Genomic DNA, 22740 nt, shown 5'->3' with positions numbered 1-22740 from the left:
CAGTACTGCCGGGTCAGGGCCGGGGTCACGGGTCCCGTGACGCGTTCATCCGGGTGATCTCCGTGGCGCGGCGGCGGCGCGCTCAGAAGCTGCCGATGCCCTTGCCGATCAGGGACATGCCGATCACGAGCAGTAGCACGGCCATGATGACCGCGTTCTCGGCGGCGAGCCATCCGCGCAGGGCATCGAGCGGGGCGCGCAGCCGTGCAGCGGCGACGAGGTAGCCGACGACGGGCACGAGCACGGTCGACGCCCCGATCAGGGTGAAGACGGCGATCACGAGGATCGTGTACCCCCCGTCGAGCGCCGCGCCCCCGATGTCGACCCCGGCTCCGGCGGCCAGGAGCAGGTTCTTCGGATTCACCGCCGACAGCAGGAACCCCAGTCCGAGCGCCGTGCCGAACGACATCGTGTCGATCGCCTTCATCCACGACGGCAGGGCCGCCGGTTGCCCCGCCTGCGGGCGCTTGCGCCACTGACCGACCGCCAGCACCAGCAGCAGGAGTCCGAGGACGAGCTGGATGACGCCGCGGATCGGGCGGGAGGCATCCGGATCCTCCTCGGGGAGCACCGCAGACAGCAGGGTGAAGAGGCCGACCGCCACGACGATGCCCGCGATCCAGCCGAGCAGGAATCCGACGCTCGTGACCCGTGCCTTCGGGGACAGGAGCATGAGGATCGCGGCGATGATCGGCACGGGGCTGATCGCGACGCCCACGGCGAGGGGGAGGATCTCCCCGATGACGGCACCCATTCAGCTGCCCTTCCTGTTCGGAGCCGGCGAAGCGGCATCGGTCGGCGCGAGCTCGGTGATGGCGGCGCGGTTGGTCGCGTAGACCGGTTCCCGGTCGAGGATCCCCAGCGAGCGGAGGCGGCGGAGCGTGTTCGGCCGGACGCGGCTGAAGGCGAGGGAGATCGACTGCGTGTCGAGCCACTCCCGCAGCGCCTGGAAGGCCTCGGCGCCCGTGACGTCGACGTCCGTCACCGCCTCCATGTCGACGACGACGTGCTGGACGGCGGACGGGCCTGCGGCGCGGACCGCCTCCTTCACGGCGGCCGAGAACACGGCGCCGTTGGCGAAGAACAGGGGTGCCGCGAGCCGGACGACGATGACTCCCGGCGCGGTCGTCGTGCCGGCGGGAGCGTCCTCCAGGAGGGACTCGCCGGGGTCGCCCGAGGTCTCCAGCACGTCGATGGCGGGGTGGGAGGCGCGTTGCGCGAGGTTGACGAGGGCGAGCACGAACGCCACGAGGATTCCCGCGATCGAACCGACGAACAGGGTCACGAGGAAGCAGACCGCACCGATGACGAACTCGAACCGGTCGAGGCGCCACAGGCGGATGAAGTCGCGGATGCCGAGGAGCGGGATGATCGCGACGCCGACGATGGCGCCGATCGCCGGGGAGGGGATGTCGGCGAGCAGCGCGGTGCCGAAGAGCAGCAGCAGGAGCGTGCCGACGGCGAGCACGAGCGCCGGGAGCTGGGTGCGCGAGCCGGCCTGGTCCATCGCCGCGGTGCGCGACGTCGAGGATCCGACGGCGAAGCTGCCCTGCGCGCCGGCGGCGACGTTCGCGACCCCGAAGGCGAGCAGGTCGCGGTTGGCGTGGAACGGGTAGCGATGCTTCTCGGCGTAGGAGCGCGACACGAGCAGGCCCTCCGCGGTGGTGACGAGGGTCAGGGCGATCGCGGAGGGCACGAGAGCGAGCCACAGCGACCAGTCGATGATCGGCCAGGTGAGCGCGGGAGGGCCGGCGGGGACCTCGCCGAGCACATCCACGCCCCGTCCGTCGAGGCCGGTGAGGACGACCGTGATGGTCGTGGCGACGAGCACGATCAGCGCCCAGGGAACGGCACGGAGGTAGCGCTGTCCGAGGAGCAGCACGGCGACGGAGACGGCGGCGAGGAGCACCGACCAGCCGTTGAGCGAGGGCAGGCCGGTCACCAACGCGACGACCTTGTCCACGAACTCGGCTCCGGAGTCGATCTTCACCCCGAGCATCTTCGCGATCTGGCTGATCATGATGTCCAGGGCCAGCCCGCCGACGAAGCCGACGAGGATCGGCTTGGAGAGGAAGTTCGCCAGGAATCCGAGCTTGAAGACGGCGAGCAGCACGAACATCCCACCGCAGAGGATCGCCTGGGCGAGGGCCAGGGTGGCGTAGTCGGCGCTGCCGGCGACGGCCAGACCACCGATGGAGGAGGCCACGAGGGCCGCGGCGGCGGCATCGGGGGAGGCGACCAGCTGGCGCGACGACACCACGAGCGCGTAGACGACGGTCGGGACGATCAGCGCGTACAGTCCGGCGGTCGCGGGGAGCCCGGCGATCTGCGCGTAGCCGATGTTGAGCGGGATGGCGATCGCCAGGAGGGTGACCCCCGCGGTGAGCTCGGTCACGAGGGTGCGTCGGGTCAGGCCCGCGAGCGGACGCGGCATGCGCTCTCCCTTCGTCGCCGATGGTGTCCGGCTTCACGATGGCATCGTCGGACGGCGACGACCAGAGCGGCGGGCAACCTCGCCCTGGTGATTTCGCGGTGTGGTGCCGGCGGAGCGGCGTCAGCGTCGGCGGAACCGGCGCCGGGTCGGCGCCGCGGACGGCTCCGGTGTCGGCTCGGGGACGGCCGTGCGGTCGCCGCTGACCCAGCGCGCCCAGGTCGCCCCCGGGTCGCCCTCCAGCACGACGGCGCGCACGAGCAGGGTCAGCGGGATCGACAGGATGGCGCCGAGCGGGCCGATCACGAAGGTCCAGAAGATGACGGAGAAGAAGCTCAGCGTCAGGCTCAGGTCGACGGCGTCGCTGACGAATTTGGGCTGGACGAGCACCTGGAGCACGACGTTGACCACGCAGTACACGGCGATGACACCGAGCAGCAGTGGCCAGCCGCCCACCACGAAGGCCAGGATCGCCGGCGGGATGAGCCCCAGCACGAACCCGATGTTCGGGATGAAGTTCGTCACGAACGCGAGGATCGCCCAGACCACCGGGGCGGGGACGCCCATCCACCACAGGGCGAGACCGTCGACGATGGCCACGACGGCGCCGAACGCGGCGTTCACGACGTAGTAGCGACGGACCCCCGTCTGCAGCCGGGCGATGCGCTGCAGGGCGGGGCCGTGCGTGGCGCCGAAGAGGGCCGGAGCCGTCCGATAGCGGGCGGCGTCCGCGGCGAGGAAGATGATGTAGGCGCAGACGAAGAACAGCGCGGTCGCCACCCCGAGCACCGCGCTGCCCAGGCTCCCGGCCAGGCCGAGGAGGGTCTCGGGGTCGAGGATCGAGGCCGCGGCATCCGCCGCCTCCTGGTCCAGCCCGAGGGACTGCAGCCAGGCGACGATCTGATCGGCGGCGCGCACCAGGCCGTCCTGCGATGCGAGGTCGCCGACGAGCCGGGCGAACTGGGTGCCGGCGAGCCACAGCAGCGCCGCCATCGCCAGCAGGATCACGTAGGCGAGCACGATCACGGCGGTCGTCCCGATCCAGGCGGGCCGTCCGGGGCGCTGGAAGGAACGACGGACGGGTTCGCAGATCACCACGATGACGATCGCGAGGGCCAGCGGGCCGAACACCTCGCGCGCCAGCGAGATCCCGGCGAGGACGATCGCGCTCGCAGCCAGGATGAGCAGGATCCGCAGGGCCGGAGACGGCGTGGGACCGGCGGGGCCGGGAGCAGACGGGAGCGAGGTCACGCCGCCAGCGTAACCGCCGAACGCACGGCCGTTCCGCGGCACGCCCGGTCCCGCTGCCGATGAGTGGACGGCTCACCCGACTCGGGTGAGCGCGCGACCGCCCGCTCCCTCGGGACCGCACAATGAGCGCATGGATGCGCAGAGCGAGACCCGCAGGCCCCATCGGTTCCTCGAGATCGCCACGGTGTCGCTGCTGGCGGTGACGGCCGTGCTCACCGCCTGGTGCGGGTTCGAGGCGTCGAAATGGGGTGGCGAGATGTCCATCGCCTTCAGCCAGGCGTCCTCCGCGCGGGTGCAGGCGGCATCGGCGCAGGCGACCGCACAGGCCGCACGTCAGTACGACCTCACCCTCTTCACCGAGTGGGTGCTCGCCGAGGCGGATGGGCGAGAGGACCTCGTCGAGTTCGTCGAACAGCGGTTCACCGACGAGTTCGCCGTCGCCTTCGACGCCTGGGTGGCGGACGGCAGGAGCGAACGAGGGCCGTTCGTGATGGACGAGTACGTCCCGCCGGGAGCACGGGAGGCGGAGGAGCTCTCCGCCGAGGCCGACGCGCGCTTCGCCGACGCCCTGCGCAACAACCAGCGGGGCGACGACTACTCCCTCCTGACGGTGCTCTTCGCGCTCGTGCTGTTCTTCGCCGCGCTCTCGCAGAATCAACACGCCCTGTGGCGGCGCACGGTGTTCTTCTCACTCAGCGGCGTCATCGCGGTGACCGGCGTCGTCCTGCTCGCCACCTTCCCGGTCAAGATCTGACCCGAGAGAGCACTTTCATCCGGGTGATTGCGCGTCGGTGCCCTGGAAGGGCGCGCGGACGCGTGGTTTCGTGTTGCCATGTCGCCTCCCGTACGTTCCACGAAGCCGGGACCGGCGATGCGTTTCCGGCCGCCTGCCCCGCCCATCGGCGTCGTGCCGCGGGAACGTGTGACCGCGGCGATCGCGGCTGCCATCGAGGCGGACGGGGTGACGGTCCTCAGCGCGCCCAGCGGCTATGGAAAGACCACCGCCGTCGCTGCCTGGGCGTCATCGCGCGACGACGTCGCCTGGCTCGCGCTGAGCGCGTCCGACGACGACCCCGCACTGCTGACCGCCGGTGTCCTGAACGCGCTGGCGCTCGCCGGGGAGCGTGCGGGGCGCGTGTTCGCCGCGCCGCGGGACATCGAGGATCCGGTGCGCGCCTACCGGCAGATCTGTGCGGCGTTCCAGGACGCCGAGCACCCGGTGCACCTCGTCGTCGACGATGCCCACCGTGCCGGGGAGGCGTGGAGCGATGGTCTCCTCGGGCTGCTGGCCGACCAGCCTCCGGACGGACTGCGGCTCCTCCTGGTGGGGACGACCCTGATCGAGGTCACCCTGTCCCGCCACCGCCTCATGAACCCGGGAGCCTTCGTCGGCGTGGACACTCTCCGGTTCTCGGCGGACGAGATCCGGAGTCTGACGCGGTCGGCGCCCGGTGGGCTCGATGCGGCCGCGGTGCGCGACGAGACCGGGGGCTGGCCCATCGCGGTGCGGCTGGTCCTCGTCGGCGGCTCCCTGCCGTCGAGCCCGGCGTCGACGGCCTCGTCCTTCCTCGGCGCGTACATCCGTGAGCACGTCCTGGACGCGCTGCCGCCCGCGCTCGCGGATTTCGTCCTCGAGGGGACGGCCTGCGCGGAGCTCACGCCCGACACCGCCGCACAGGTCACGGCGAGAGACGACGCCGCCGACCTCCTGGAGACCTGCGTTCGGCTCGGGCTGTTTCTCGACCGGTTCGACGGCCCGGAGGGCCCGACGTACCGCTGGCACCCCGCGTTCGCGCGTCGGTGCGCGGACCTCGCGCGGACGGATGCGGCGCGTTTCGCCACGGTGCACCGCCGGGCCGCTCGTGCTCTGGAGCACACGGATCCGATCGCCGCCGTGACGCACGCGCGGCGCGCCGGGGATCGGGCCGGTGCCAGGGCCATCCTCCTGCGGCACTGGCTGGGCCTCGTGGTCGGCTCCTCGGCCGTCGACGTGGAGCGGACGGCGACGGCTCTCCTGCGCGACAACCCGGATGATCCGCACCTGCTGCTCGTGCGGGCCGGAGCCAGCGACGTCCTCGGGGACCATCGCGTCGCGCGGGAGCTGTGTCGACGGGCGGAGGCACTCCTCGATCGCACGCCGGGGCAGGCCGACCCCGCCGTCCTGCTCATCGTCCGCCTGCTGCTCGCGGAGTCGTCCGTCGAGGTGGCCGCATCCGGTCCGGAGATCCGTGCGCTGCTGGATGCCGAGGACGACAGGATGTACGGCGGTCGGGTGGCGCTCAACCATCTGCTGGGGTGGACCGCGCTGCGCAATCGCGAATCGCCGGACCTCGCGATCGAGTACTTCTCGGCGGCGGCGCGCGAGGCGAGGGAGGCCGGCGATCGGGAGCTCACGTCCCGCGCCGTCGGACATCTCGCCTACGGCCTCGCCACCTCCGGCCGGCTCACGGAGGCCGCGGCCGTGCTCGCCGAGGCCGAGACCAAACGGGAGGCTCTTCTTCCGCGGAACACCTTCGCGCGCGGAAGCGCCGTGGCCGCCGCGGGGTGGGTGGCGTACTGGTCGGGCGAGGCGGAGGAGGCGGTCCGGATCTTCGATGCGGCGCGTGAGGAAGCCGCGTCCGGCCGCGATCTGGCCGGACATGCACGCATGATGGGAGCCTATGCCGCCGCGCTCACGGGAGACCCCGCGATCTGCCGCCGAGCGGCCATCAGCGTGCAGGAGCTCCCCATCGACGTCGTCCAGGGGGTGGAGTGGCCGGCGTTCCGGGAGTCGTCGGTGGCCCTGCTCGAAGAGGCGGTGGGGCGGAGGGAGCGCGCACTGCGCATCGCGAAGAAGTATGCCGGCGGTACCGACCTCCCGCTCGTGGGCGTCGCCCTGTCCGGGATCCTGCGTCGCGCCGAGGAGCATGCGGCGGCGCTGGAGATGCTGCGGTCGTTGCGGGGTGCGTCCGAGCTGTCGTACGTCAAAGCCGCCACGTTGATCACCGCGGCCACGCTCCGGAGGGCGACGGGGCACCAGGAGGACGCGCATGACCTGTGCGAGGCCGCCCTCTCGGTCGCGTCCGCGGAGAACCTCGTCGTGCTCTTCGGCCCGCGCGAGGTCGCGGTGCGCCGGCTGCTGCAGGCGCATGTGCATCACGGCACGCAGTTCGAGGAGTTCATCGAGACATGCCTCGCCGTCGACGCGGTCGGCTCCGTGACCGATCGGCTGTCGGAGCGGGAACGCGACGTCTTCCACCAGATGCAGACGGCGCGCACGCTGCCGGAGATCGCCCAGGAGCTCTCCGTGTCGGTGAACACGGTGAAGACGCATCAACGAGCGATCTACCGCAAGCTCGGGGTCTCGTCCCGGCGGGAGGCCGTCCACGCGACCGTGTGAGCAGGCACGGCGTCAGGGGCTCGCACCGAGGGTGGCGATGAGCGCGGCGTTCGCGACCGCTGAGGGGATCGCCTGTGTCGCCAGGATCCGGTCCCCGGCGTCCTCGACCTCGCGGATGAAGCGGACGTCCCAGCGCTGTTCGACGAGGATGACGGCCGCGACGGCGTCGGGAGGCACCCACGGGAGGAAATGCCGGACATCGTCGAGGGAGATCAGTCCCGGTGCGTACAGGGGCAGGCCGGCGAGCGAGAAGTCGTCGCCGTCGACCTCCGTGATGCGCTGCCCCTCGGCGGCGTCGCGGCGGACGATGAGGAAGTCGAGCACGCGCAGCGTGCCGTCCTCGACCTGACGCAGCAGCGGTTCGAGGACGGGCGGTCCCGGGTGTGCGCTGCGGAGCTCGACCACGACGAACGCCACGTCGCCCAGCACCCGGCTCCTCATAGCCACCCTCGATTCGTCCCGTCCTCCGATGGTGTCAGCCGCACGGAGAGGGAGTCCCGAATCCTCACCCGGAGCGGGTGAGGACCGGCGCGCGGGCGACGACGGCGGTGCCATTCTGGACCGCGGATGAAGGGTGGCGACATGAAGGAGTTCCGATTCGGGCCCGTCGAGTTCTATCTCGTGGGCTTCGACGGTGATCGGCCGGATCCGTCCACGTTCGGCGCGCTGACCGACCTGGTGTCGAAGGGCGTGGTGCGCGTGCTGGACTTCGTGCTGGTGACGCGGACGGCGGAGGGGGATCTCGACATCCTCGAGGTGGAGGAGGACGACGGCACTGCCGTCCTCGACGGCCTCGAGCCGATCGTCGCCGGGCTCGCGAGCGAGGACGACGTCCGCGCCCTGGCGGAGGTCGTGCCGCCGGGACGGTCGGCGGCGGTCGTGGTCCTGGAGCTCCTGTTCGCCCGGACCCTCGCCCAGGATGTGGCCGCCGTGGGAGGCCAGGTGCTGCGCAGCGAGCGCGTTCCGGCACCCGTCGTGAACGCGGTGATGGACATCCTCGAACAGGAAGGTGAATGAAATGCCCTTGCGGAGATTCGGCCGGCCGGGGCTCATCGGTCTCGCCGCGCGGACCGCGGTGGTCGCCGGGACGGCGACCGCGGTGCAGGGAGCCGCGGTGCGGCACCAGGAGCGCCGCGCACAGAGCGAGTACGAGCAGCAGCAGTACGAGGCCGCCCAGCAACAGGCCCAGATGGACGATGCGGCCCGCACCGCGGCCGCGCAGTATGCGCCGCCCACGAGCCCGCCGGCCGCGCCGCCCTCAGCGGCGGACGACCTGATCGCCAAGCTGCAGGAGCTCGGATCGCTGAAGGCCTCCGGCGTGCTGACGGACGAGGAGTTCACGGCCGCGAAGCAGAAGCTGCTGAGCTGAGCGTCGCGACGATCGAGACGAGGCGGCGATGAGCGAGATCGAGGACCTGCGGGCACGGCTGCGTGCGCTGGAGCAGGAGAACGAGGCGCTCCGACGCCCTCGACGCCGGATCTCCGCCCGCAGCATCATCGCCGGGATCGTGCTCGTGGTCGCCGTGCTCCTCGCGCCGATCGCGGCGATGGGGACGTGGGCGCGGCTGCAGCTCGTCGACGCGGACCGGTTCGTCGCGACCTTCGCCCCGCTGGCCGAGGATCCGGACGTGCAGGACTTCGTCGCCGATCAGGTGACGGCCGCCATCGACGAGCAGGTCGACCTGGATGCGGTGGTCGGCGAGCTCTTCGACGGCCTGCGTGCCCTCGACCTCCCGCCGCGCGCCGCCGCCGCCCTCGGCCTGTTGGAAGCGCCGGCCGCCTCCGGCCTGTCGTCCCTGATCGACGGCGTCGTGCACGAGGTGGTGTCGTCGCAGCAGTTCGCCGACATCTGGGCGGAGACGCTGCGCTTCACCCACGAGCGCGCGGTCGCCATCCTGCAGGACGAGCCCGGCACCGCGCTGGACCTCAGCGACGACGGGGTCCTCTCGGTGGACGTCGGGGCGGTCGTCGAACGCGTCAAGGAGGCTCTGGCCGAGCGTGGGGCCGGGGTCGCCGACCTCATCCCGGTGATCGATCGCACCATCCCGGTGGTGCAGGCCGACGCCCTGGTGCTGGTCCGCACGGTCTACCAGATCGCGGTGACGGCGGGCTTCTGGCTGCCGTGGGTCGTGCTCGGTCTCGTCGTCCTCGGTGTGCTGCTCGCGGTGAACCGGCCGCGGGCGCTGTTCTGGACGAGCGCCGGGTTCGCCGTCGTCTTCCTCCTCCTCGCCGCCGGGATGGGGATCGGACGCGGGTTCTTCGTCAGCGCCGTCAGCCCGTCGATCATGACGGCGTCGGCGGCCGAATCCCTCTTCGATCAGCTCACGGCCCTCCTCGGGTCCACCATCGTGGCGCTCGCCCTCGTCGGGGTCCTCATCGCGCTGTGGGCCTGGCTCGCCGGGTCGAGCCGCAGCGCGCGCACGGTGCGCGGCGTCACGGAGAGCGGGTTCGGGGCGCTGCGCGAGACGGCGGAGGCACGGGGGCTCTCCACCGGGCGGTTCGGGAGAGCGGTCGACCGCTATCGCGGCGCGATCCTCATCGCCGGGATGACGATCGGGGTGCTCATCCTCCTGGCGACGCGTCCGGTCACCTTCGGCGCCGTCCTCGGCGTGGCGATGGGCGTGCTCGTGCTGACGATCCTCGTGGAGCTGCTGCGACGGCCGGGCCCCGCCGCGGCGCCGGAGGAGCAGGACGCCGCCGTCGTCGCGGACGCGAGCGACCCGGAGATCACCCGGGTCGGGTGAGGGCCCCTGTCGGCACGCACGCGGGGTCGGAAGACTCAGGCCGAGGAGAGCGCGGACGCGCCCTGAGCGAAGGAGAGACGATGTCGGAATTCAACGCGGACTTCTCGGGCGAGATCACGCTGGACGTCCGCGACGCCCGACCCGACTGGTCGCCGTACGAGCTGCGGAAGGCGCCGGACGGAGCGCCGAACGTCCTCGTGGTGCTGTACGACGACACCGGTCTGGCCTCGTGGTCGCCGTATGGCGGCCGCATCGCGATGCCGACGATGGACCGTCTGGCCGCCGGGGGTCTCACCTACACGCAGTGGCACACCACGGCGCTGTGCTCTCCCACGCGGTCCACCATGCTCACGGGCCGTAACCACCACGTCAACCGCGCCGGGGTCATCATGGAGGGCACGAACGGTTTCCCCGGCTTCGCGGGGCGGCTCCCCGCCGAGTGCGCGACCATCGGACAGGTGCTGCAGGAGAACGGGTACAGCACGTTCTGGCTCGGCAAGAATCACAACGTCCCTGAGGAGGACATCGCGCCAGGGGGCAGCCGCTCGATGTGGCCGCTGCAACTCGGCTTCGACCGCTTCTACGGCTTCCTCGGCGGGGAGACCAACAACTGGTACCCCGACCTGGTCGAGGACAACCACTTCATCGAACAGCCGTACCGCCCGGAGGACGGCTACCACCTGTCGAAGGACCTCGCCGACCAGGCGCTCGCGATGATCCGGAACCAGCAGGCCTCGAATCCCTCGAAGCCCTGGTACATGTGGTTCTGCCCTGGCGCGAACCACGCGCCGCACCACGCGCCGCAGGAGTACATCGACAAGTACAAGGGGGCGTTCGACGGCGGCTACGACGCCTACCGCGAGTGGGTGCTCGCCCGCATGATCGAGAAGGGCGTGCTGCCGGAGGGCACGCAGATGACGCCGTTCAACCCGCTGCCGGAGGAAGCGGCGAACCCGGCCGATCACGTGCGCCCGTGGGCGGAGCTGAACGACGACGAGCGGAGGCTGTTCGCGCGGATGGCGGAGGTCTTCGCGGGCTTCTCCGAGTACACGGATGCCCAGGTCGGCCGGATCGTGGACTACCTGGAGGAGACGGGGCAGCTGGACAACACGATCATCTTCTACTGCGCCGACAACGGCGCCTCGGGGGAGGGATCGCCGGACGGCTCCGTGAACGAGAACAAGTTCTTCAACGGCTACCCCGACGACCTCGCCGAGAACCTCGCGATGATCGACACGCTCGGGTCCGCCGACACCTACAACCACTACCCGACGGGGTGGGCGGCGGCGTTCTCCACGCCCTTCCAGATGTTCAAGCGGTACTCCCAGTACTCCGGCGGCACCTGCGACCCGATGGTCGTGCACTGGCCGAAGGGGATCGCGGCGAAGGGGGAGCTGCGCCACCAGTACCACCACTCGGTGGACGTCGTGGCGACGGTGCTCGACGTGATCGGCATCGCGATGCCGGAGTCCTACCGCGGAGTGCCGCAGCGACCGCTCGACGGCGTCTCGATGAAGTACTCCTTCGACGCCGCGCCGGACGGGCCGACGCGGAAGAGCGTGCAGTACTACTCGATGCTCGGCACCAGGGGCATTTGGAAGGACGGCTGGAAGGCGGCGGCGGTGCACGCGCCGCTGAGCGGCAAGGGCCACTTCGACGACGACGTGTGGGAGCTGTACCACGTGGCGGAGGACCGCTCCGAGTCGAACGACCTCGCCGCGACGCACCCGGAGAAGCTGCAGGAGCTCATCGCCGTGTGGTTCGCGGAGGCGGAGGCGAACTTCGCCCTTCCCCTCGACGACCGGTCGGCCCGCGAGATCCTCACGGTTCCCCGGCCTCAGGCCGAGGCGCCCCGGGAGCGGTACGTCTACTTCCCCGGCACCGCGGCGGTGCCGGAGAGCGTCGCGGTGAACGTCCGCGGGCGCTCCTACAAGATCATCGCCGACGTCATCCTGGAGCAGGGCGCCGAGGGAGTGCTCTTCGCGCACGGCTCCCGCTTCGGCGGGCACTCGCTGTTCCTCAAGGACAACAGGCTCGTCTACGTGTACAACTTCCTCGGCATCCCGCCGGAGCAGTCGTTCACCTCGGACGAGCTCGCCCCCGGCCCGCACACCCTGGGCGTGGAGTTCGTGCGGGAGGGAGCGGGGGAGCACGGCGAGTCCGTCGGCACCGCCACGCTGTACGTCGATGATCGCGCCGTGGCGTCCGGTCCGATGCGGGCCCAAGTCGGCAAGTTCACGCTCTGCGGCGACGGGCTCTGCGTCGGGTGGGACAGTGCCGACCCGGTGAGTGCGCAGTACGCCAACCCGTTCCCGTTCACCGGCGGCACGCTCCTGGGTGTGGCGGTCGACGTGAGCGCCGAGCAGTATCTCGATATGGAGCTCGAGGCGGCCGCGATGCTGTCGCGCGAGTGACCGCGCGGAGCGGGCGGCGGCCTAGCATGAGGGCATGACGGCGATGATCGAGGTCCCCGGCGGAACGCTGCTCATGGGGTCGGACGAGTTCTACCCGGAGGAAGGCCCCGTCCACGAACGGCGCGTGGAGGCGTTCGCGCTGGATCAGCACCCCGTGACGAACCGCCAGTACGCCGCGTTCGTCGAGGACACCGGCTACGTCACGATCGCCGAGCGGCCGATGGACCCCGCCGACTACCCCGGGGTGCATCCGGACGACCTCGTCCCCGGCGCCATGGTGTTCACGCCGGCCCGAGGCCCCGTCGACCTGCGCGACTGGCGGCAGTGGTGGCGGTGGGAGCCCGAGGCGTCCTGGCGCCACCCGTTCGGACCGGCCTCGTCGATCGACGACCGCCTCGATCATCCGGTCGTGCAGGTCGCGTACCCCGATGCCGTCGCCTACGCCGCGTGGGCAGGCAAGCGCCTTGCCACGGAGGCGGAGTGGGAATGGGCGGCGCGCGGCGGCCTCGTCGGCGCCCGCTTCGCCTGGGGTCAGGAGACGAAGCCGGACGGCACCCTCATGGCCGACACCTGGCAGGGCGCCTTCCCGTACCGGAACGACGGTGCCGACGGGTGGATCGGCACCGCGCCGGTCGCCTCGTTCCCCGCGAACGGGTACGGCCTGCACGACATGATCGGCAACGTGTGGGAGTGGACGGCGGACTACTGGACGCACCGGCACGTGCCGCCGGGAGCCGTGGGCGTGGAGGCGGGGCATCGCGCGAGCCTGCTGTCCTCCGAACCCGGGTCGCCCATCCCGCGCCGCGTTCTCAAGGGGGGATCGCACCTGTGCGCTCCGGAGTACTGCCTCCGCTACCGCCCCGCGGCGCGATCGGCGCAGGCGGAGGACACCGCCATGACCCACATCGGCTTCCGCTGCGCCCTCTGACCGATGATCCCCGACTCAGACGGGGTCGGGGAACAGGGACGCCCAGTCGTCGCGGACGCTCACCACGGTGTACCCGCGGTCGGCGGCTGCGCGGAGGGCCTGCTCCGCTCCCGTGTCGTAGGGCGTGTCGTCGCGGTCGGCGTCGTCGTGATGGATCAGCAGGGCGAGTCCGGGCCGAGGGCCGCCGTGCGCGAAGTCGAGCATCGGCATGTCGCCGTTCGAGTTGCCGGCCGCCAGCAGCGGGCGCCGCCCGATCCGACTCCAGATCCGCACCGGTTTCTCCGGTCCGTCGTCGAAGAAGGCCAGGGCCGAGGAGTAGCGGACGCTGGCATCCTTCTCGTCGTAAGCGAGTCCGAGCGCCGAGCCGATCACGCGCTCGGGAGGGATGCCGTAGTTCGCCTGGGTCATCGGCCGCATGAAGTCGCGCTCGCCGCCCGACACGATGTAGCACGTGAAGCCGTGGCTCTCGAGGTACCGCAGCAGCTCGACCATCGGGCGGTACACCGATTCGGCGTAGGGGCGGCCGAGGAGCGGGTGCTGGGCCGTGCGGTAGAACTCCGCGACGGAGCGGGCGTAGTCCTCCACGCTCACGCCATCGGTCAATCCCAAGAGCGCCTGGATGATGACGCCGAGGTCGGAGTCGTCGCCGGCGTAGTGCTTGTCGATCGCGGTGCCGAGCCAGGCGAGGTCACCGGTGACCGCGGCGCGGTAGGGCTGCCGGTCGGCCAGGGAGGGGTCGCGGGTCGCCTCCTCGCGCCAGCGCTCGACGACGTAGTGCAGCTGGGTGGGCATGGGTTTCTCCGACCAGAGAGTGCCGTCGTTGTCGAACACCGCGATGCGTTCGTCGACGGGGATGGCGTCGGGGCCCTCCGTCACGGCGGCGACGAACGCCTCGATGGTGCGCCGCGTGCCGGTGTCCCGCCAGGAAGACAGAGGTGAGGAGTCCATGACCGGGATCCTCCCAGGCGCGACGCCGGATGCCGAGCGTCCCTCACCCGGAGCGGACAAGTCCCGCTGCGGCCGGGCGTGCGGGAATACCCTCGGAGGGTATAAGGTTGTGCCGAAGGAGTACCCCAGGGGGGTATCCCGAGGAAAGGAAGCATGATGAGCACGAGCGAGTACCAGGTCACCGGAATGACGTGCGGCCACTGCGAGATGGCGATCCGCGACGAGGTGTCGCGCATCCCCGGTGTCGAGGGTATCGATGTCAGCGCGCAGAGCGGGAGACTCGTGGTGCGCAGCTCCGCCCCCGTCGACGACACGGCCGTGCTGGCCGCCGTGGACGAGGCGGGCTACCAGGCGGTCCGGTCCTGATGGACACTCCGTCCGCGACCAGCGTGGAGCTGGAGATCGGCGGCATGACCTGCGCGTCGTGCGCGATGCGGATCGAGAAGAAGCTCAATCGTCTCGACGGCGTCACCGCCACCGTGAACTACGCGACCGAGAAAGCGAGCGTCACGGTGCCGGCGGGCGTCGACACCGCCGTGCTCATCGCCGAGGTCGAGAAGACCGGATACACCGCCGTCGTCCCGGCGCCTCGCGCGCCGGAGGGTGCGCAGCCCGACGGAGAGCAGCCGGATCCGGAGCTCACGGCGCTGCGGCAGCGGCTGATCGCCTCCGTCGTGCTCACCGTCCCGGTCATCGCGATGGCGATGATCCCGGCGCTCCAGTTCACGTACTGGCAGTGGCTGTCACTCGCGCTCGCGGGTCCCGTGATCGTGTGGGCGGCCTGGCCGTTCCACAAGGCGGCGTGGATCAACCTCCGGCACGGAGCGGCCACGATGGACACGCTCATCTCGATGGGTACGATCGCCGCGCTGCTGTGGTCGCTGTACGCGCTCTTCTTCGGCACCGCCGGGATGCCCGGCATGACGCACCCGTTCGAGTTCACCGTCGCGCCCAGCGACGGCGCAGGGAACATCTACCTCGAGGTCGGAGCGGGGGTGACCACGTTCATCCTCGCCGGACGCTACTTCGAGAAGCGCTCCAAGCGGCAGGCCGGTGCGGCGCTCCGCGCCCTGCTGGAGCTCGGCGCGAAGGAGGTCGCCGTGCTCCGCGACGGCGTCGAGACGCGCATCCCGACGAGCGCGCTGCGGGTCGGCGACGAGTTCGTCGTGCGCCCGGGGGAGAAGATCGCCACCGACGGGGTGGTGGTCGGCGGCACGTCCGCCGTCGATGCCTCGATGCTGACCGGTGAGTCGGTGCCCGTCGAGGTCGGGGAGGGCGACGTCGTCACCGGCGCCACCGTGAATGCCGGGGGACGCCTCGTCGTCCGTGCGACCCGCGTCGGCGCCGACACCCAGCTCGCGCAGATGGCGCGGCTCGTGGAGGAGGCGCAGACCGGGAAGGCCGAGGTGCAGCGGCTCGCGGACCGTGTCTCCGGGATCTTCGTGCCGATCGTGATCGTGATCGCCCTCGGCACGCTCGTGGCCTGGCTCGCGGCCGGGTACCCGGCTGCCGCCGCCTTCACCGCCGCGGTCGCGGTGCTCATCATCGCCTGCCCCTGCGCTCTGGGTCTGGCCACGCCGACCGCTCTCCTCGTCGGCACGGGTCGCGGCGCCCAGATGGGCATTCTCATCAAGGGCCCCGAGGTGCTCGAGTCGACCCGGAAGGTCGATACGTTCGTGCTCGACAAGACGGGCACCGTCACCTCCGGTCGCATGACGCTGACGGCGGTGCACACCGACGACGGCGTGCAGCGCGAGGAGCTGCTGCGGCTCGCCGGGGCCCTCGAGGACGCCTCCGAGCACCCCATCGCGCAGGCCGTGGCGGCCGCGGCCACCCGGGAGCTCGGCACCCTTCCGAGCGTCGAGGAGTTCGCGAACGTCGAGGGCAGGGGCGTCCAGGGCATCGTGGACGGCCACGCCGTCGTCGTGGGACGCGCCTCGTTGCTCGCCGACTGGTCGCAGCACCTGTCCGCGGGGCTGGCTGCGGTCAAGGCCGAGGCGGAGGCCCAGGGCAAGACCGCGATCGCGGTGGGCTGGGACGGTCGTGCCCGCGGGGTGCTCGTCGTCGCCGACACGGTCAAGGCCACGAGCGCGGAGGCGGTGGCGCAGCTCCGGGCGCTGGGACTGACGCCCGTCCTGCTCACGGGAGACAACCGTGCGGTGGCCGAGCAGATCGCCCGCGAGGTGGGGATCACCGAGGTGATCGCCGAGGTGCTGCCCCAGGACAAGGTCGAGGTGGTGCGCCGGCTCCAGGGCGAAGGAAAGGTCGTCGCGATGGTGGGAGACGGTGTGAACGACGCCGCGGCCCTCGCCCAGGCGGACCTCGGGCTGGCGATGGGGACCGGGACCGACGCGGCCATCGAGGCGAGCGACATCACGCTCGTCCGCGGCGACCTCCGCAGCGCGGCCGACGCGATCCGCCTGTCCCGCCGCACGCTCGGCACGATCAAGGGCAACCTGTTCTGGGCGTTCGCCTACAACGTCGCAGCCATCCCGCTGGCGGCGCTCGGCCTGCTCAACCCCATGCTCGCCGGTGCGGCGATGGCGTTCTCCAGCGTCTTCGTCGTCGGCAACAGCCTCCGCCTGCGGTCCTTCCGCAGCAGGGCGGTGGACACCCCGTGAACGAGAGACAGAGGAGTACCGACATGTCCGATTCCCCCGCAGGATCCTGCTGCAGCGTCCCGCGCCAGAGCGGCGTCTCCGCCGAAGGGCGCACCGACCTGCTCGCCGTGCCGGCCGAGGGCATGGCCGAATGCCCGGTGATGGCCGGAACGCCCGTCGTGATCGCGACCGCCGAGGCCGCGGGGTTGTACCGCGACCACGAGGGCACCCGCTACTACTTCTGCTGCGCGGGCTGCGGGCCGGCATTCGACGCCGATCCCGCGAAGTACACCAGGGCGGCCTGAGCCCCCACCCGTGCGGGGCCGCGACAGATCCGGCCCCGCACGGCATCATCGACGTTGGAGGGAAGACATGAGCACCTCGCATCACGACCATTCCGCGCACGGTCACCTCGCGGGAACGGGGACCGGGACGCCCGCGGACCACACCGGACACGCGGAGCACGCCGCGCACGGAGACCACACGGACCACGCGGGACACAGTGGGCACGCCGGGCACGACGATCACGCGGGACACGGCGGTCACGGGGGCCATGGCGATCACGGCGACCACGTCGCCCAGTTCCGGCGGCTGTTCTGGATCATGCTCGTCCTCGCCGTGCCCACCGTGCTGCTCTCGGGCATGTTCGCGATGATCGTGGGCTACCCGCTTCCCGACATCCCGGGTTTGGTCTGGGTGTCGCCGGTCCTCGGCACGGTCATGTACGTCTGGGGAGGGAAGCCGTTCCTCACCGGCGCCGTCAGCGAGATCCGTGCCCGGCAGCCCGGCATGATGCTGCTCATCGGGCTCGCGATCACGGTGGCGTTCGTCGCGTCCTGGGGAGCGAGCCTCGGCCTGCTGCATCATGAGCTCGACTTCTGGTGGGAGCTCGCTCTCCTCATCGTGATCATGCTGCTCGGGCACTGGATCGAGATGCGCTCTCTGGCGCAGACCACCTCCGCCCTCGACTCGCTGGCCGCGCTGCTGCCGGACGAGGCGGAGCGTGTGGAGGGCGATCAGGTCGTGCGGGTCTCCCCGTCGGACCTCCGCGTGGGCGATGTCGTGGTGGTGCGCCCCGGCGGGAGCATCCCCGCCGACGGGCGGATCGTCGACGGCCGTGCCTCGATGGACGAATCCATGGTGACGGGGGAGTCGCGCACCGTCACCCGGGCGACCGGCGACCCTGTGACCGCGGGAACCGTCGCCACCGACTCGGGGCTGCGCGTGGAGATCACGGCGACCGGAGACGACACGACGCTCGCGGGGATCCAGCGGCTCGTGACGGAGGCGCAGAACTCCTCGTCCCGCGCACAGCGTCTGGCCGACACGGCAGCCGGCTGGCTGTTCTGGTTCGCGCTCGGTGCTGCCGCGATCACCGCGGTGGTGTGGAGCGCGGTCGGCCTGCCGGACGACGCCGTCATCCGCACGATCACCGTCCTCGTGATCGCCTGCCCGCACGCGTTGGGCCTGGCCATCCCGCTCGTCGTCTCGATCGCGACCGAGCGCGCGGCCCGTGGCGGGGTGCTCGTGAAGGATCGGCTGGCCCTGGAGAGCATGCGCACCGTCGACACCGTGCTGTTCGACAAGACCGGCACGCTGACCAAGGGTGAGCCCGTCGTCTCCGCGGTGTCGCTGGCCGGTGCGGAGACCGCGGAGGAGGTGCTGGCGCTCGCCGCGGCCGCCGAGGCCGACAGCGAGCATCCGCTGGCGAAGGCCATCGTCCGCGCCGCGCGCGACAAGGAACTCCGCGTGCCGGCGAGCCGCGACTTCTCGTCCTCGCCGGCGGTGGGGGTGACCGCGACGGTGGACGGTGCGGTGATCCGCGTCGGCGGCCCGCACCTGCTCACGGAGGAGGATGCCCACGAGCTCCCCGCTGCGGAGGGCTGGCGTGCGGACGGCGCGATCATCCTGCATGTGCTGCGGGATGGACACGTCATCGGGGCGCTCAAGCTCGCGGACGAGGTGCGCCCGGAGTCGCGGGACGCGGTCGACGCCCTGCACGCGCTCGGTGTCCAGGTCGTGATGATCACCGGCGACGCGGAGGCCGTCGCGCACACCGTCGCGGCCGACCTCGGCATCGACCGCGTGTTCGCGGGCGTCCGGCCGGAGGACAAGGCCGCGAAGGTGCAGGAGCTGCAGCACGAGGGCCGCAGGGTCGCGATGGTGGGCGACGGCGTGAACGACGCGCCCGCGCTCGCTCAGGCCGACGTCGGCCTGGCGATCGGCGCCGGCACCGACGTGGCGATCGCCTCCGCCGGGGTCATCCTCGCCGGAGACGACCCGCGTGCGGTGCTGTCGGTGATCGAGCTCTCCCGCGCCTCGTACCGGAAGATGAGGCAGAACCTCTGGTGGGCGGCCGGGTACAACCTGCTCTCCGTCCCGCTCGCGGCGGGTGTGCTCGCTCCGATCGGCTTCGTGCTGCCGATGTCGGTCGGCGCGGTGCTCATGTCGCTGTCGACGATCGTGGTGGCGCTCAATGCGCAGTTGCTGCGGCGGCTCGATCTCCGTCCGGAGGTCGTCACCGCGGGCATCCTGCAGCGCTGAGCGCCATCACGCCGCCGTCTCGGTCCCGGCTCAGCGCCGACGGCCGAGGCGGCGGAGAGCGCGGACGCCCAGGACCGCCGTCAGCACCCAGGGCCCCACGACGATGATCGGGTCGAGCCAGGTGTGCCGGAGATCGATGCGGCCGCGTCCGAACCGCGACGCGAGCGGACGATGCTGCGGTTCCGCGAGGACGCCGGTCTGCGTGATGGGGTCGTCCGGCCGCCGGGTGATAAGGGAGCGGGCGTGCGCGGTCACGGCATCGACGCGGTCGCCCAGCACGAGCAGCAGCCAGCGGCTGTTCTTCGTCTCGCTGAACCGGTCGTAGGCGACGCGCCTGATGGCACCCGACACGCCGTGCAGCGGTTGCGCGGTGCCCCAGACGGGAGGCAGCATCCCGTGCTCGATCGAGCGCTCGCGGCCGCGGTCGGGGCCCTGACGCTCGGGGAGGTCCCAGTGCGCGCCGGTGTCGCCGACATCCTCCAGCTGCTGCCAGGTGCGGCGGTGCTCGGGGGCGAGGTCGGCGCCCCAGCCCGGGATCCGGGCACGCAGCTCATCGGGGGTCGGTGCGGGGATGGGTCGAGATCCTTCGTACGGCATGGTCATTCCTCTCCGACGACGATGAGCGGTTTGATGCAGTCGTCGAGCTTGGACGAGAACACGTGGTAGGCCTCCGCGATGTGCTCCAGCGGGAAGCGATGCGTCAGCAGCTCGGAGGGACGGATGTGCCCTGCCTGGATGTGTTCGAGCAGCCGCGGCCACTGCCTCTTCACGGGAGCCTGGTTGCCGCGCACCGTGAGCCCCTTGTTCATGATGTCGCCGAGGCGCACCGAGGTCACCAGAGGACCGTACGCGCCGAGGATGGACACGGTGCCGCCCTTGCGCGCGCTGTCGATGGCCCAGTTCACCGCGACGGGGGAGCCGCCCTGCAGCTTGAGCTTCGCGGCGGTCACGTGCTGGACGACGCTGCCGTCCGCCTCCGCGCCGACCGCGTCGATCACCACGTCCGCGCCGAGGTAGCCGGTCGCCTTCTTCAGGGCGAGCACGATGTCACCGGCTTCGTGGAGGTGCATCGTCTCGGCGAAGGCGAAGTCCCGTGCCTTCTCGAGCCGGTAGTCGAGGTGGTCGACGACGATGACCCGTCCGGCGCCGAGGAACCAGGCCGAGCGGGCGGCGGCCAGGCCGACGGGCCCGGCGCCGAACACGACCACCGTGTCCCCTTCGGCGATGTCGGCCTGCTGCGCGCCGAAGTAGCCGGTGGAGAACGCGTCCGTGAGCAGCAGCGCGTCTTCGGAGGTGAGCCACTCCGGGATCACCGACGGGCCGACATCGGCGAACGGCACGCGCACGCGCTCCGCCTGCCCGCCGTCGTACCCGCCCGTCGTGTGCGAGTAGCCGTAGATCCCCCCGACCGCTGTCGCGTTGGGGTTCACGTTGTGGCAGTTCGAGAAGAGACCGCGGCGGCAGAAGTAGCACGAGCCGCAGTAGATGTTGAAAGGCACCATCACCCGGTCGCCCGGGCGCAGCGTCTCCACGGAGGAGCCGACCTCCTCGACCACCCCGACGATCTCGTGACCGAAGGTGTGCCCGATACGGGTGTCGGGCATCATGCCGTGGAAGAGGTGGAGATCCGACCCGCACACGGCGGCTCTCGTGACCCGCACGATCGCGTCGTTGGGGTGTTGGATCGTCGGATCGGGTTTCTCCTCGACGCGGATCTTGTACGGTCCGCGGTAGGTCATCGCCTTCATCGGGTGCTCCTTCGCTCCGTGGAGTGACCGACGCTAGGCACCGCCTCGGGGATGACTCAGGGCATTGACGGATGAGACGGGGAGGCGTACGAACGATGCGAACTCGAGGACCGCGCGCTCCTGCACATCCAGCTCGTCATCACCGCGAAGCTGCGTCGAGGGGAGCCGTTCGCGTTCAGCTGGCGGGAGGATGCCAGCGTCGGCGGCGGGAAGAACACCGTCTGGATCCACGCCTACAGCAGCATCGTCTTCCAGTACTTCGGCAGCAGGAGACCCGAGGTGAATCGCGCGTGGGTCGACGCGCTCGCCTACACGGCCAACAGCCCCACCGGGCTCTACCTGGTACCGGAACCGCCGGGGAGCGCGACGGCCGGAAACCTCGAGATCGCCTGAGGCCGGCCGTCGCGCCGGGGCATCAGCCGGCCGAGGCGGCCCCGCGCGCGCGCCGGCTTCGTGCTGCGAGCACGAGTCCGCCGAGGACCGCGGCGAGGAGGGAGCCGACGAGCACGCCGATCTTCACGTGATCGTCCGCGACGCTGCTGCTGCCGTACGCGAGCTCGCCCACCAGCAGCGAGACCGTGAACCCGATGCCCGCGAGCAGGGACATGCCCGCGAGGTCCGGCCAGCGCAGCGACTCATCGAGGCGCAGGGTCGGTACGCGACTCAACAGGAAGGTCGTGAGCAGGATGCCGACGGGCTTACCGAGCACGAGCCCCACGATGATACCGATCGTGATGGGGTCGGTCAGCGCCGAGACGAGGCCGTCCACGCCGCCGATCTCGACGCCGGCCGCGAAGAAGGCGAACACCGGCACGGCGACGAGGGTCGCCACGATGCCCCAGCGATCCGCGAAGTGCGCGGCGAGACCGTCGTAGACCGGAGCGCCGTCGGCGTCCGTCCCGGTCCGCACCCGCGCGCGCTCCGTGGGACGCACCGGCACCATGAAGCCGAGCAGCACCCCCGCGACCGTCGCGTGCACCCCGGACGCATGTACGAACGCCCAGACGGCCAGGGCGAGGGGAAGCAGGATCCACCAGGATCGGATGCCGTTCTGCACAGCGAGTGCGAAGCCCGCGAGGGGGAGGAGCGCCAGGATCAGCCAGGGGAAGCTGATGGTCTCGGTGTAGAAGGTGGCGATGATCGTGATGGCGATGAGGTCGTCGATGATCGCGAGGGTCAGCAGGAACACCCGCAGGGCGGGCGGCAGGAAGCGGCCGACGACGGCGAGCACCGCGATCGCGAACGCGATGTCCGTGGCCGTGGGGATCGCCCATCCGCGGAGGACCTCGGCGCCCGACGAGGCGTTGATCGCGACGAAGAAGAGGGCGGGGACGATGACGCCGCCCACCGCGGCGGCGATCGGAAGCGCGGCACGGCGCGGGTCGCGGAGGCGTCCGACGACGAACTCCTCCTTCAGCTCCAGTCCGACGACGAAGAAGAACACCGCGAGCAACCCGTCGGCGGCCCAGGCGCCGACACTGAGCTCGAGGTGCCACTCCGGGATCCCGAAGCGGAAGTCCCTGACGGCCTCATACCAGGGGGCGGCGGGGGAGTTGGCGAGGATCAGGGCCGCGAGCGTGGCGGTCAGGAGCAGACCGCCCCCGAGCACGTCGCTGCGGGCGGTGGAGCGGATGCCGCGCCAGAGCTCATGCGGCGCGAGACGGAAACGGGCAGGGGACGACGAAGAAGACACAGGGATACCTCACGGCAGATGGATGGGTGACGCGATGTCGCCGCACCCGTCCGGGCGCGG

General features: G+C 71.2%; 19 protein-coding genes. 11 read left to right on the top strand and 8 right to left on the bottom strand.

Going from position 1 to position 22740, the window contains the following annotated elements; genetic code table 11:
* Positions 1-82: 82 nt before the first annotated feature.
* From BV453_RS16205 to BV453_RS16195, 3 genes are all read right to left on the bottom strand, one after another.
* Complete coding sequence (locus BV453_RS16205) at positions 83-754, bottom strand: GAP family protein (RefSeq protein WP_249522053.1); 672 nt, start codon at positions 752-754, stop codon at positions 83-85.
* Positions 755-2434, bottom strand: coding sequence for a SulP family inorganic anion transporter (locus BV453_RS16200; protein ID WP_249522052.1), 1680 nt, complete (start codon positions 2432-2434; stop codon positions 755-757). It lies immediately after the preceding gene.
* A 120-nt stretch (positions 2435-2554) separates the two neighbouring features.
* Positions 2555-3682 (bottom strand): AI-2E family transporter, encoded by a 1128-nt coding sequence (locus BV453_RS16195; protein ID WP_249522051.1) that lies wholly within the window; start codon positions 3680-3682, stop codon positions 2555-2557.
* A gap of 130 nt (positions 3683-3812) precedes the next feature.
* Between BV453_RS16195 and BV453_RS16190 the strand changes: the two genes are divergently transcribed.
* Positions 3813-4436 (top strand): hypothetical protein, encoded by a 624-nt coding sequence (locus BV453_RS16190; protein WP_085607240.1) that lies wholly within the window; start codon positions 3813-3815, stop codon positions 4434-4436.
* A 78-nt stretch (positions 4437-4514) separates the two neighbouring features.
* Positions 4515-7061, top strand: coding sequence for a LuxR C-terminal-related transcriptional regulator (locus BV453_RS16185; RefSeq protein WP_249522050.1), 2547 nt, complete (start codon positions 4515-4517; stop codon positions 7059-7061).
* A gap of 12 nt (positions 7062-7073) precedes the next feature.
* On the opposite strand, the gene BV453_RS16180 is transcribed toward BV453_RS16185, so the two are convergent.
* Complete coding sequence (locus tag BV453_RS16180) at positions 7074-7502, bottom strand: DUF6325 family protein (RefSeq protein WP_249522049.1); 429 nt, start codon at positions 7500-7502, stop codon at positions 7074-7076.
* A 141-nt stretch (positions 7503-7643) separates the two neighbouring features.
* Here BV453_RS16180 and BV453_RS16175 point away from each other — a divergent pair, with 141 nt between their 5' ends.
* From BV453_RS16175 to BV453_RS16155, 5 genes are all read left to right on the top strand, one after another.
* Complete coding sequence (locus BV453_RS16175; RefSeq protein ID WP_249522048.1) at positions 7644-8078, top strand: DUF6325 family protein; 435 nt, start codon at positions 7644-7646, stop codon at positions 8076-8078.
* A 1-nt stretch (position 8079) separates the two neighbouring features.
* The gene (locus BV453_RS16170; RefSeq protein ID WP_025103112.1) at positions 8080-8430 is read left to right on the top strand and encodes an SHOCT domain-containing protein; all 351 of its coding nucleotides are present in this window, start codon (positions 8080-8082) and stop codon (positions 8428-8430) included.
* A gap of 28 nt (positions 8431-8458) precedes the next feature.
* Positions 8459-9805, top strand: a complete 1347-nt coding sequence (locus tag BV453_RS16165) for a hypothetical protein (RefSeq protein WP_249522047.1) — start codon at positions 8459-8461, stop codon at positions 9803-9805.
* A gap of 80 nt (positions 9806-9885) precedes the next feature.
* Positions 9886-12219: an arylsulfatase gene (locus BV453_RS16160; protein WP_249522046.1), complete on the top strand. Its 2334-nt coding sequence runs from the start codon at positions 9886-9888 to the stop codon at positions 12217-12219.
* Between the two features lie 43 nt (positions 12220-12262).
* The gene (locus tag BV453_RS16155; RefSeq protein ID WP_374209038.1) at positions 12263-13147 is read left to right on the top strand and encodes a formylglycine-generating enzyme family protein; all 885 of its coding nucleotides are present in this window, start codon (positions 12263-12265) and stop codon (positions 13145-13147) included.
* Between the two features lie 15 nt (positions 13148-13162).
* Here BV453_RS16155 and BV453_RS16150 read toward each other — a convergent pair whose 3' ends face one another.
* The gene (locus BV453_RS16150; protein ID WP_249522044.1) at positions 13163-14095 is read right to left on the bottom strand and encodes an HAD family phosphatase; all 933 of its coding nucleotides are present in this window, start codon (positions 14093-14095) and stop codon (positions 13163-13165) included.
* Positions 14096-14251: 156 nt separating this feature from the next.
* Between BV453_RS16150 and BV453_RS16145 the strand changes: the two genes are divergently transcribed.
* The 4 genes from BV453_RS16145 (at position 14252) to BV453_RS16130 (ending at position 19239) form a co-directional block, all read left to right on the top strand.
* On the top strand, positions 14252-14461 hold the full coding sequence (locus BV453_RS16145) for a heavy-metal-associated domain-containing protein (RefSeq protein WP_025103117.1): 210 nt from the start codon (positions 14252-14254) through the stop codon (positions 14459-14461).
* The gene (locus BV453_RS16140) at positions 14461-16716 is read left to right on the top strand and encodes a cation-translocating P-type ATPase (protein ID WP_249522043.1); all 2256 of its coding nucleotides are present in this window, start codon (positions 14461-14463) and stop codon (positions 16714-16716) included. Before BV453_RS16145 ends, BV453_RS16140 begins: the two co-directional genes overlap by 1 nt.
* 23 nt (positions 16717-16739) lie before the next feature.
* Positions 16740-17000: a YHS domain-containing protein gene (locus BV453_RS16135; RefSeq protein ID WP_025103119.1), complete on the top strand. Its 261-nt coding sequence runs from the start codon at positions 16740-16742 to the stop codon at positions 16998-17000.
* Between the two features lie 67 nt (positions 17001-17067).
* Complete coding sequence (locus BV453_RS16130) at positions 17068-19239, top strand: heavy metal translocating P-type ATPase (protein ID WP_062766521.1); 2172 nt, start codon at positions 17068-17070, stop codon at positions 19237-19239.
* Positions 19240-19269: 30 nt separating this feature from the next.
* Here the strand turns inward: BV453_RS16130 and BV453_RS16125 are convergent, their stop codons facing one another.
* The 3 genes from BV453_RS16125 to nhaA all read right to left on the bottom strand — a co-directional run bounded on the left by BV453_RS16125 (position 19270) and on the right by nhaA (position 22680).
* Positions 19270-19836: a hypothetical protein gene (locus tag BV453_RS16125; protein ID WP_062766524.1), complete on the bottom strand. Its 567-nt coding sequence runs from the start codon at positions 19834-19836 to the stop codon at positions 19270-19272.
* A gap of 2 nt (positions 19837-19838) precedes the next feature.
* The gene (locus BV453_RS16120) at positions 19839-20987 is read right to left on the bottom strand and encodes a zinc-dependent alcohol dehydrogenase (RefSeq protein ID WP_085607252.1); all 1149 of its coding nucleotides are present in this window, start codon (positions 20985-20987) and stop codon (positions 19839-19841) included.
* Positions 20988-21402: 415 nt separating this feature from the next.
* Positions 21403-22680: a Na+/H+ antiporter NhaA gene (nhaA, locus tag BV453_RS16110; RefSeq protein ID WP_249522042.1), complete on the bottom strand. Its 1278-nt coding sequence runs from the start codon at positions 22678-22680 to the stop codon at positions 21403-21405.
* Positions 22681-22740: the final 60 nt, after the last annotated feature.

Origin of the sequence: Microbacterium sp. ER1 (assembly GCF_023383675.1) — a bacterium.
In the GTDB taxonomy this organism is placed as follows: Bacteria; Actinomycetota; Actinomycetes; order Actinomycetales; family Microbacteriaceae; genus Microbacterium.
Note: the sequence above shows the minus strand (reverse complement) of the source record. Positions and strands in the feature narration are given on the sequence as shown.

Bases quoted from the DNA above. Each gene is read 5' to 3' on its own strand.
- BV453_RS16205 (WP_249522053.1), bottom strand. From the start codon at position 754: ATGGGTGCCGTCATCGGGGAGATCCTCCCCCTCGCCGTGGGCGTCGCG.
- BV453_RS16200 (WP_249522052.1), bottom strand. From the start codon at position 2,434: ATGCCGCGTCCGCTCGCGGGCCTGACCCGACGCACCCTCGTGACCGAG.
- BV453_RS16190 (WP_085607240.1), top strand. From the start codon at position 3,813: ATGGATGCGCAGAGCGAGACCCGCAGGCCCCATCGGTTCCTCGAGATC.
- BV453_RS16185 (WP_249522050.1), top strand. From the start codon at position 4,515: ATGTCGCCTCCCGTACGTTCCACGAAGCCGGGACCGGCGATGCGTTTC.
- BV453_RS16180 (WP_249522049.1), bottom strand. From the start codon at position 7,502: ATGAGGAGCCGGGTGCTGGGCGACGTGGCGTTCGTCGTGGTCGAGCTC.
- BV453_RS16175 (WP_249522048.1), top strand. From the start codon at position 7,644: ATGAAGGAGTTCCGATTCGGGCCCGTCGAGTTCTATCTCGTGGGCTTC.
- BV453_RS16170 (WP_025103112.1), top strand. From the start codon at position 8,080: ATGCCCTTGCGGAGATTCGGCCGGCCGGGGCTCATCGGTCTCGCCGCG.
- BV453_RS16165 (WP_249522047.1), top strand. From the start codon at position 8,459: ATGAGCGAGATCGAGGACCTGCGGGCACGGCTGCGTGCGCTGGAGCAG.
- BV453_RS16160 (WP_249522046.1), top strand. From the start codon at position 9,886: ATGTCGGAATTCAACGCGGACTTCTCGGGCGAGATCACGCTGGACGTC.
- BV453_RS16155 (WP_374209038.1), top strand. From the start codon at position 12,263: ATGATCGAGGTCCCCGGCGGAACGCTGCTCATGGGGTCGGACGAGTTC.
- BV453_RS16150 (WP_249522044.1), bottom strand. From the start codon at position 14,095: ATGGACTCCTCACCTCTGTCTTCCTGGCGGGACACCGGCACGCGGCGC.
- BV453_RS16145 (WP_025103117.1), top strand. From the start codon at position 14,252: ATGAGCACGAGCGAGTACCAGGTCACCGGAATGACGTGCGGCCACTGC.
- BV453_RS16140 (WP_249522043.1), top strand. From the start codon at position 14,461: ATGGACACTCCGTCCGCGACCAGCGTGGAGCTGGAGATCGGCGGCATG.
- BV453_RS16135 (WP_025103119.1), top strand. From the start codon at position 16,740: ATGTCCGATTCCCCCGCAGGATCCTGCTGCAGCGTCCCGCGCCAGAGC.
- BV453_RS16130 (WP_062766521.1), top strand. From the start codon at position 17,068: ATGAGCACCTCGCATCACGACCATTCCGCGCACGGTCACCTCGCGGGA.
- BV453_RS16125 (WP_062766524.1), bottom strand. From the start codon at position 19,836: ATGCCGTACGAAGGATCTCGACCCATCCCCGCACCGACCCCCGATGAG.
- BV453_RS16120 (WP_085607252.1), bottom strand. From the start codon at position 20,987: ATGAAGGCGATGACCTACCGCGGACCGTACAAGATCCGCGTCGAGGAG.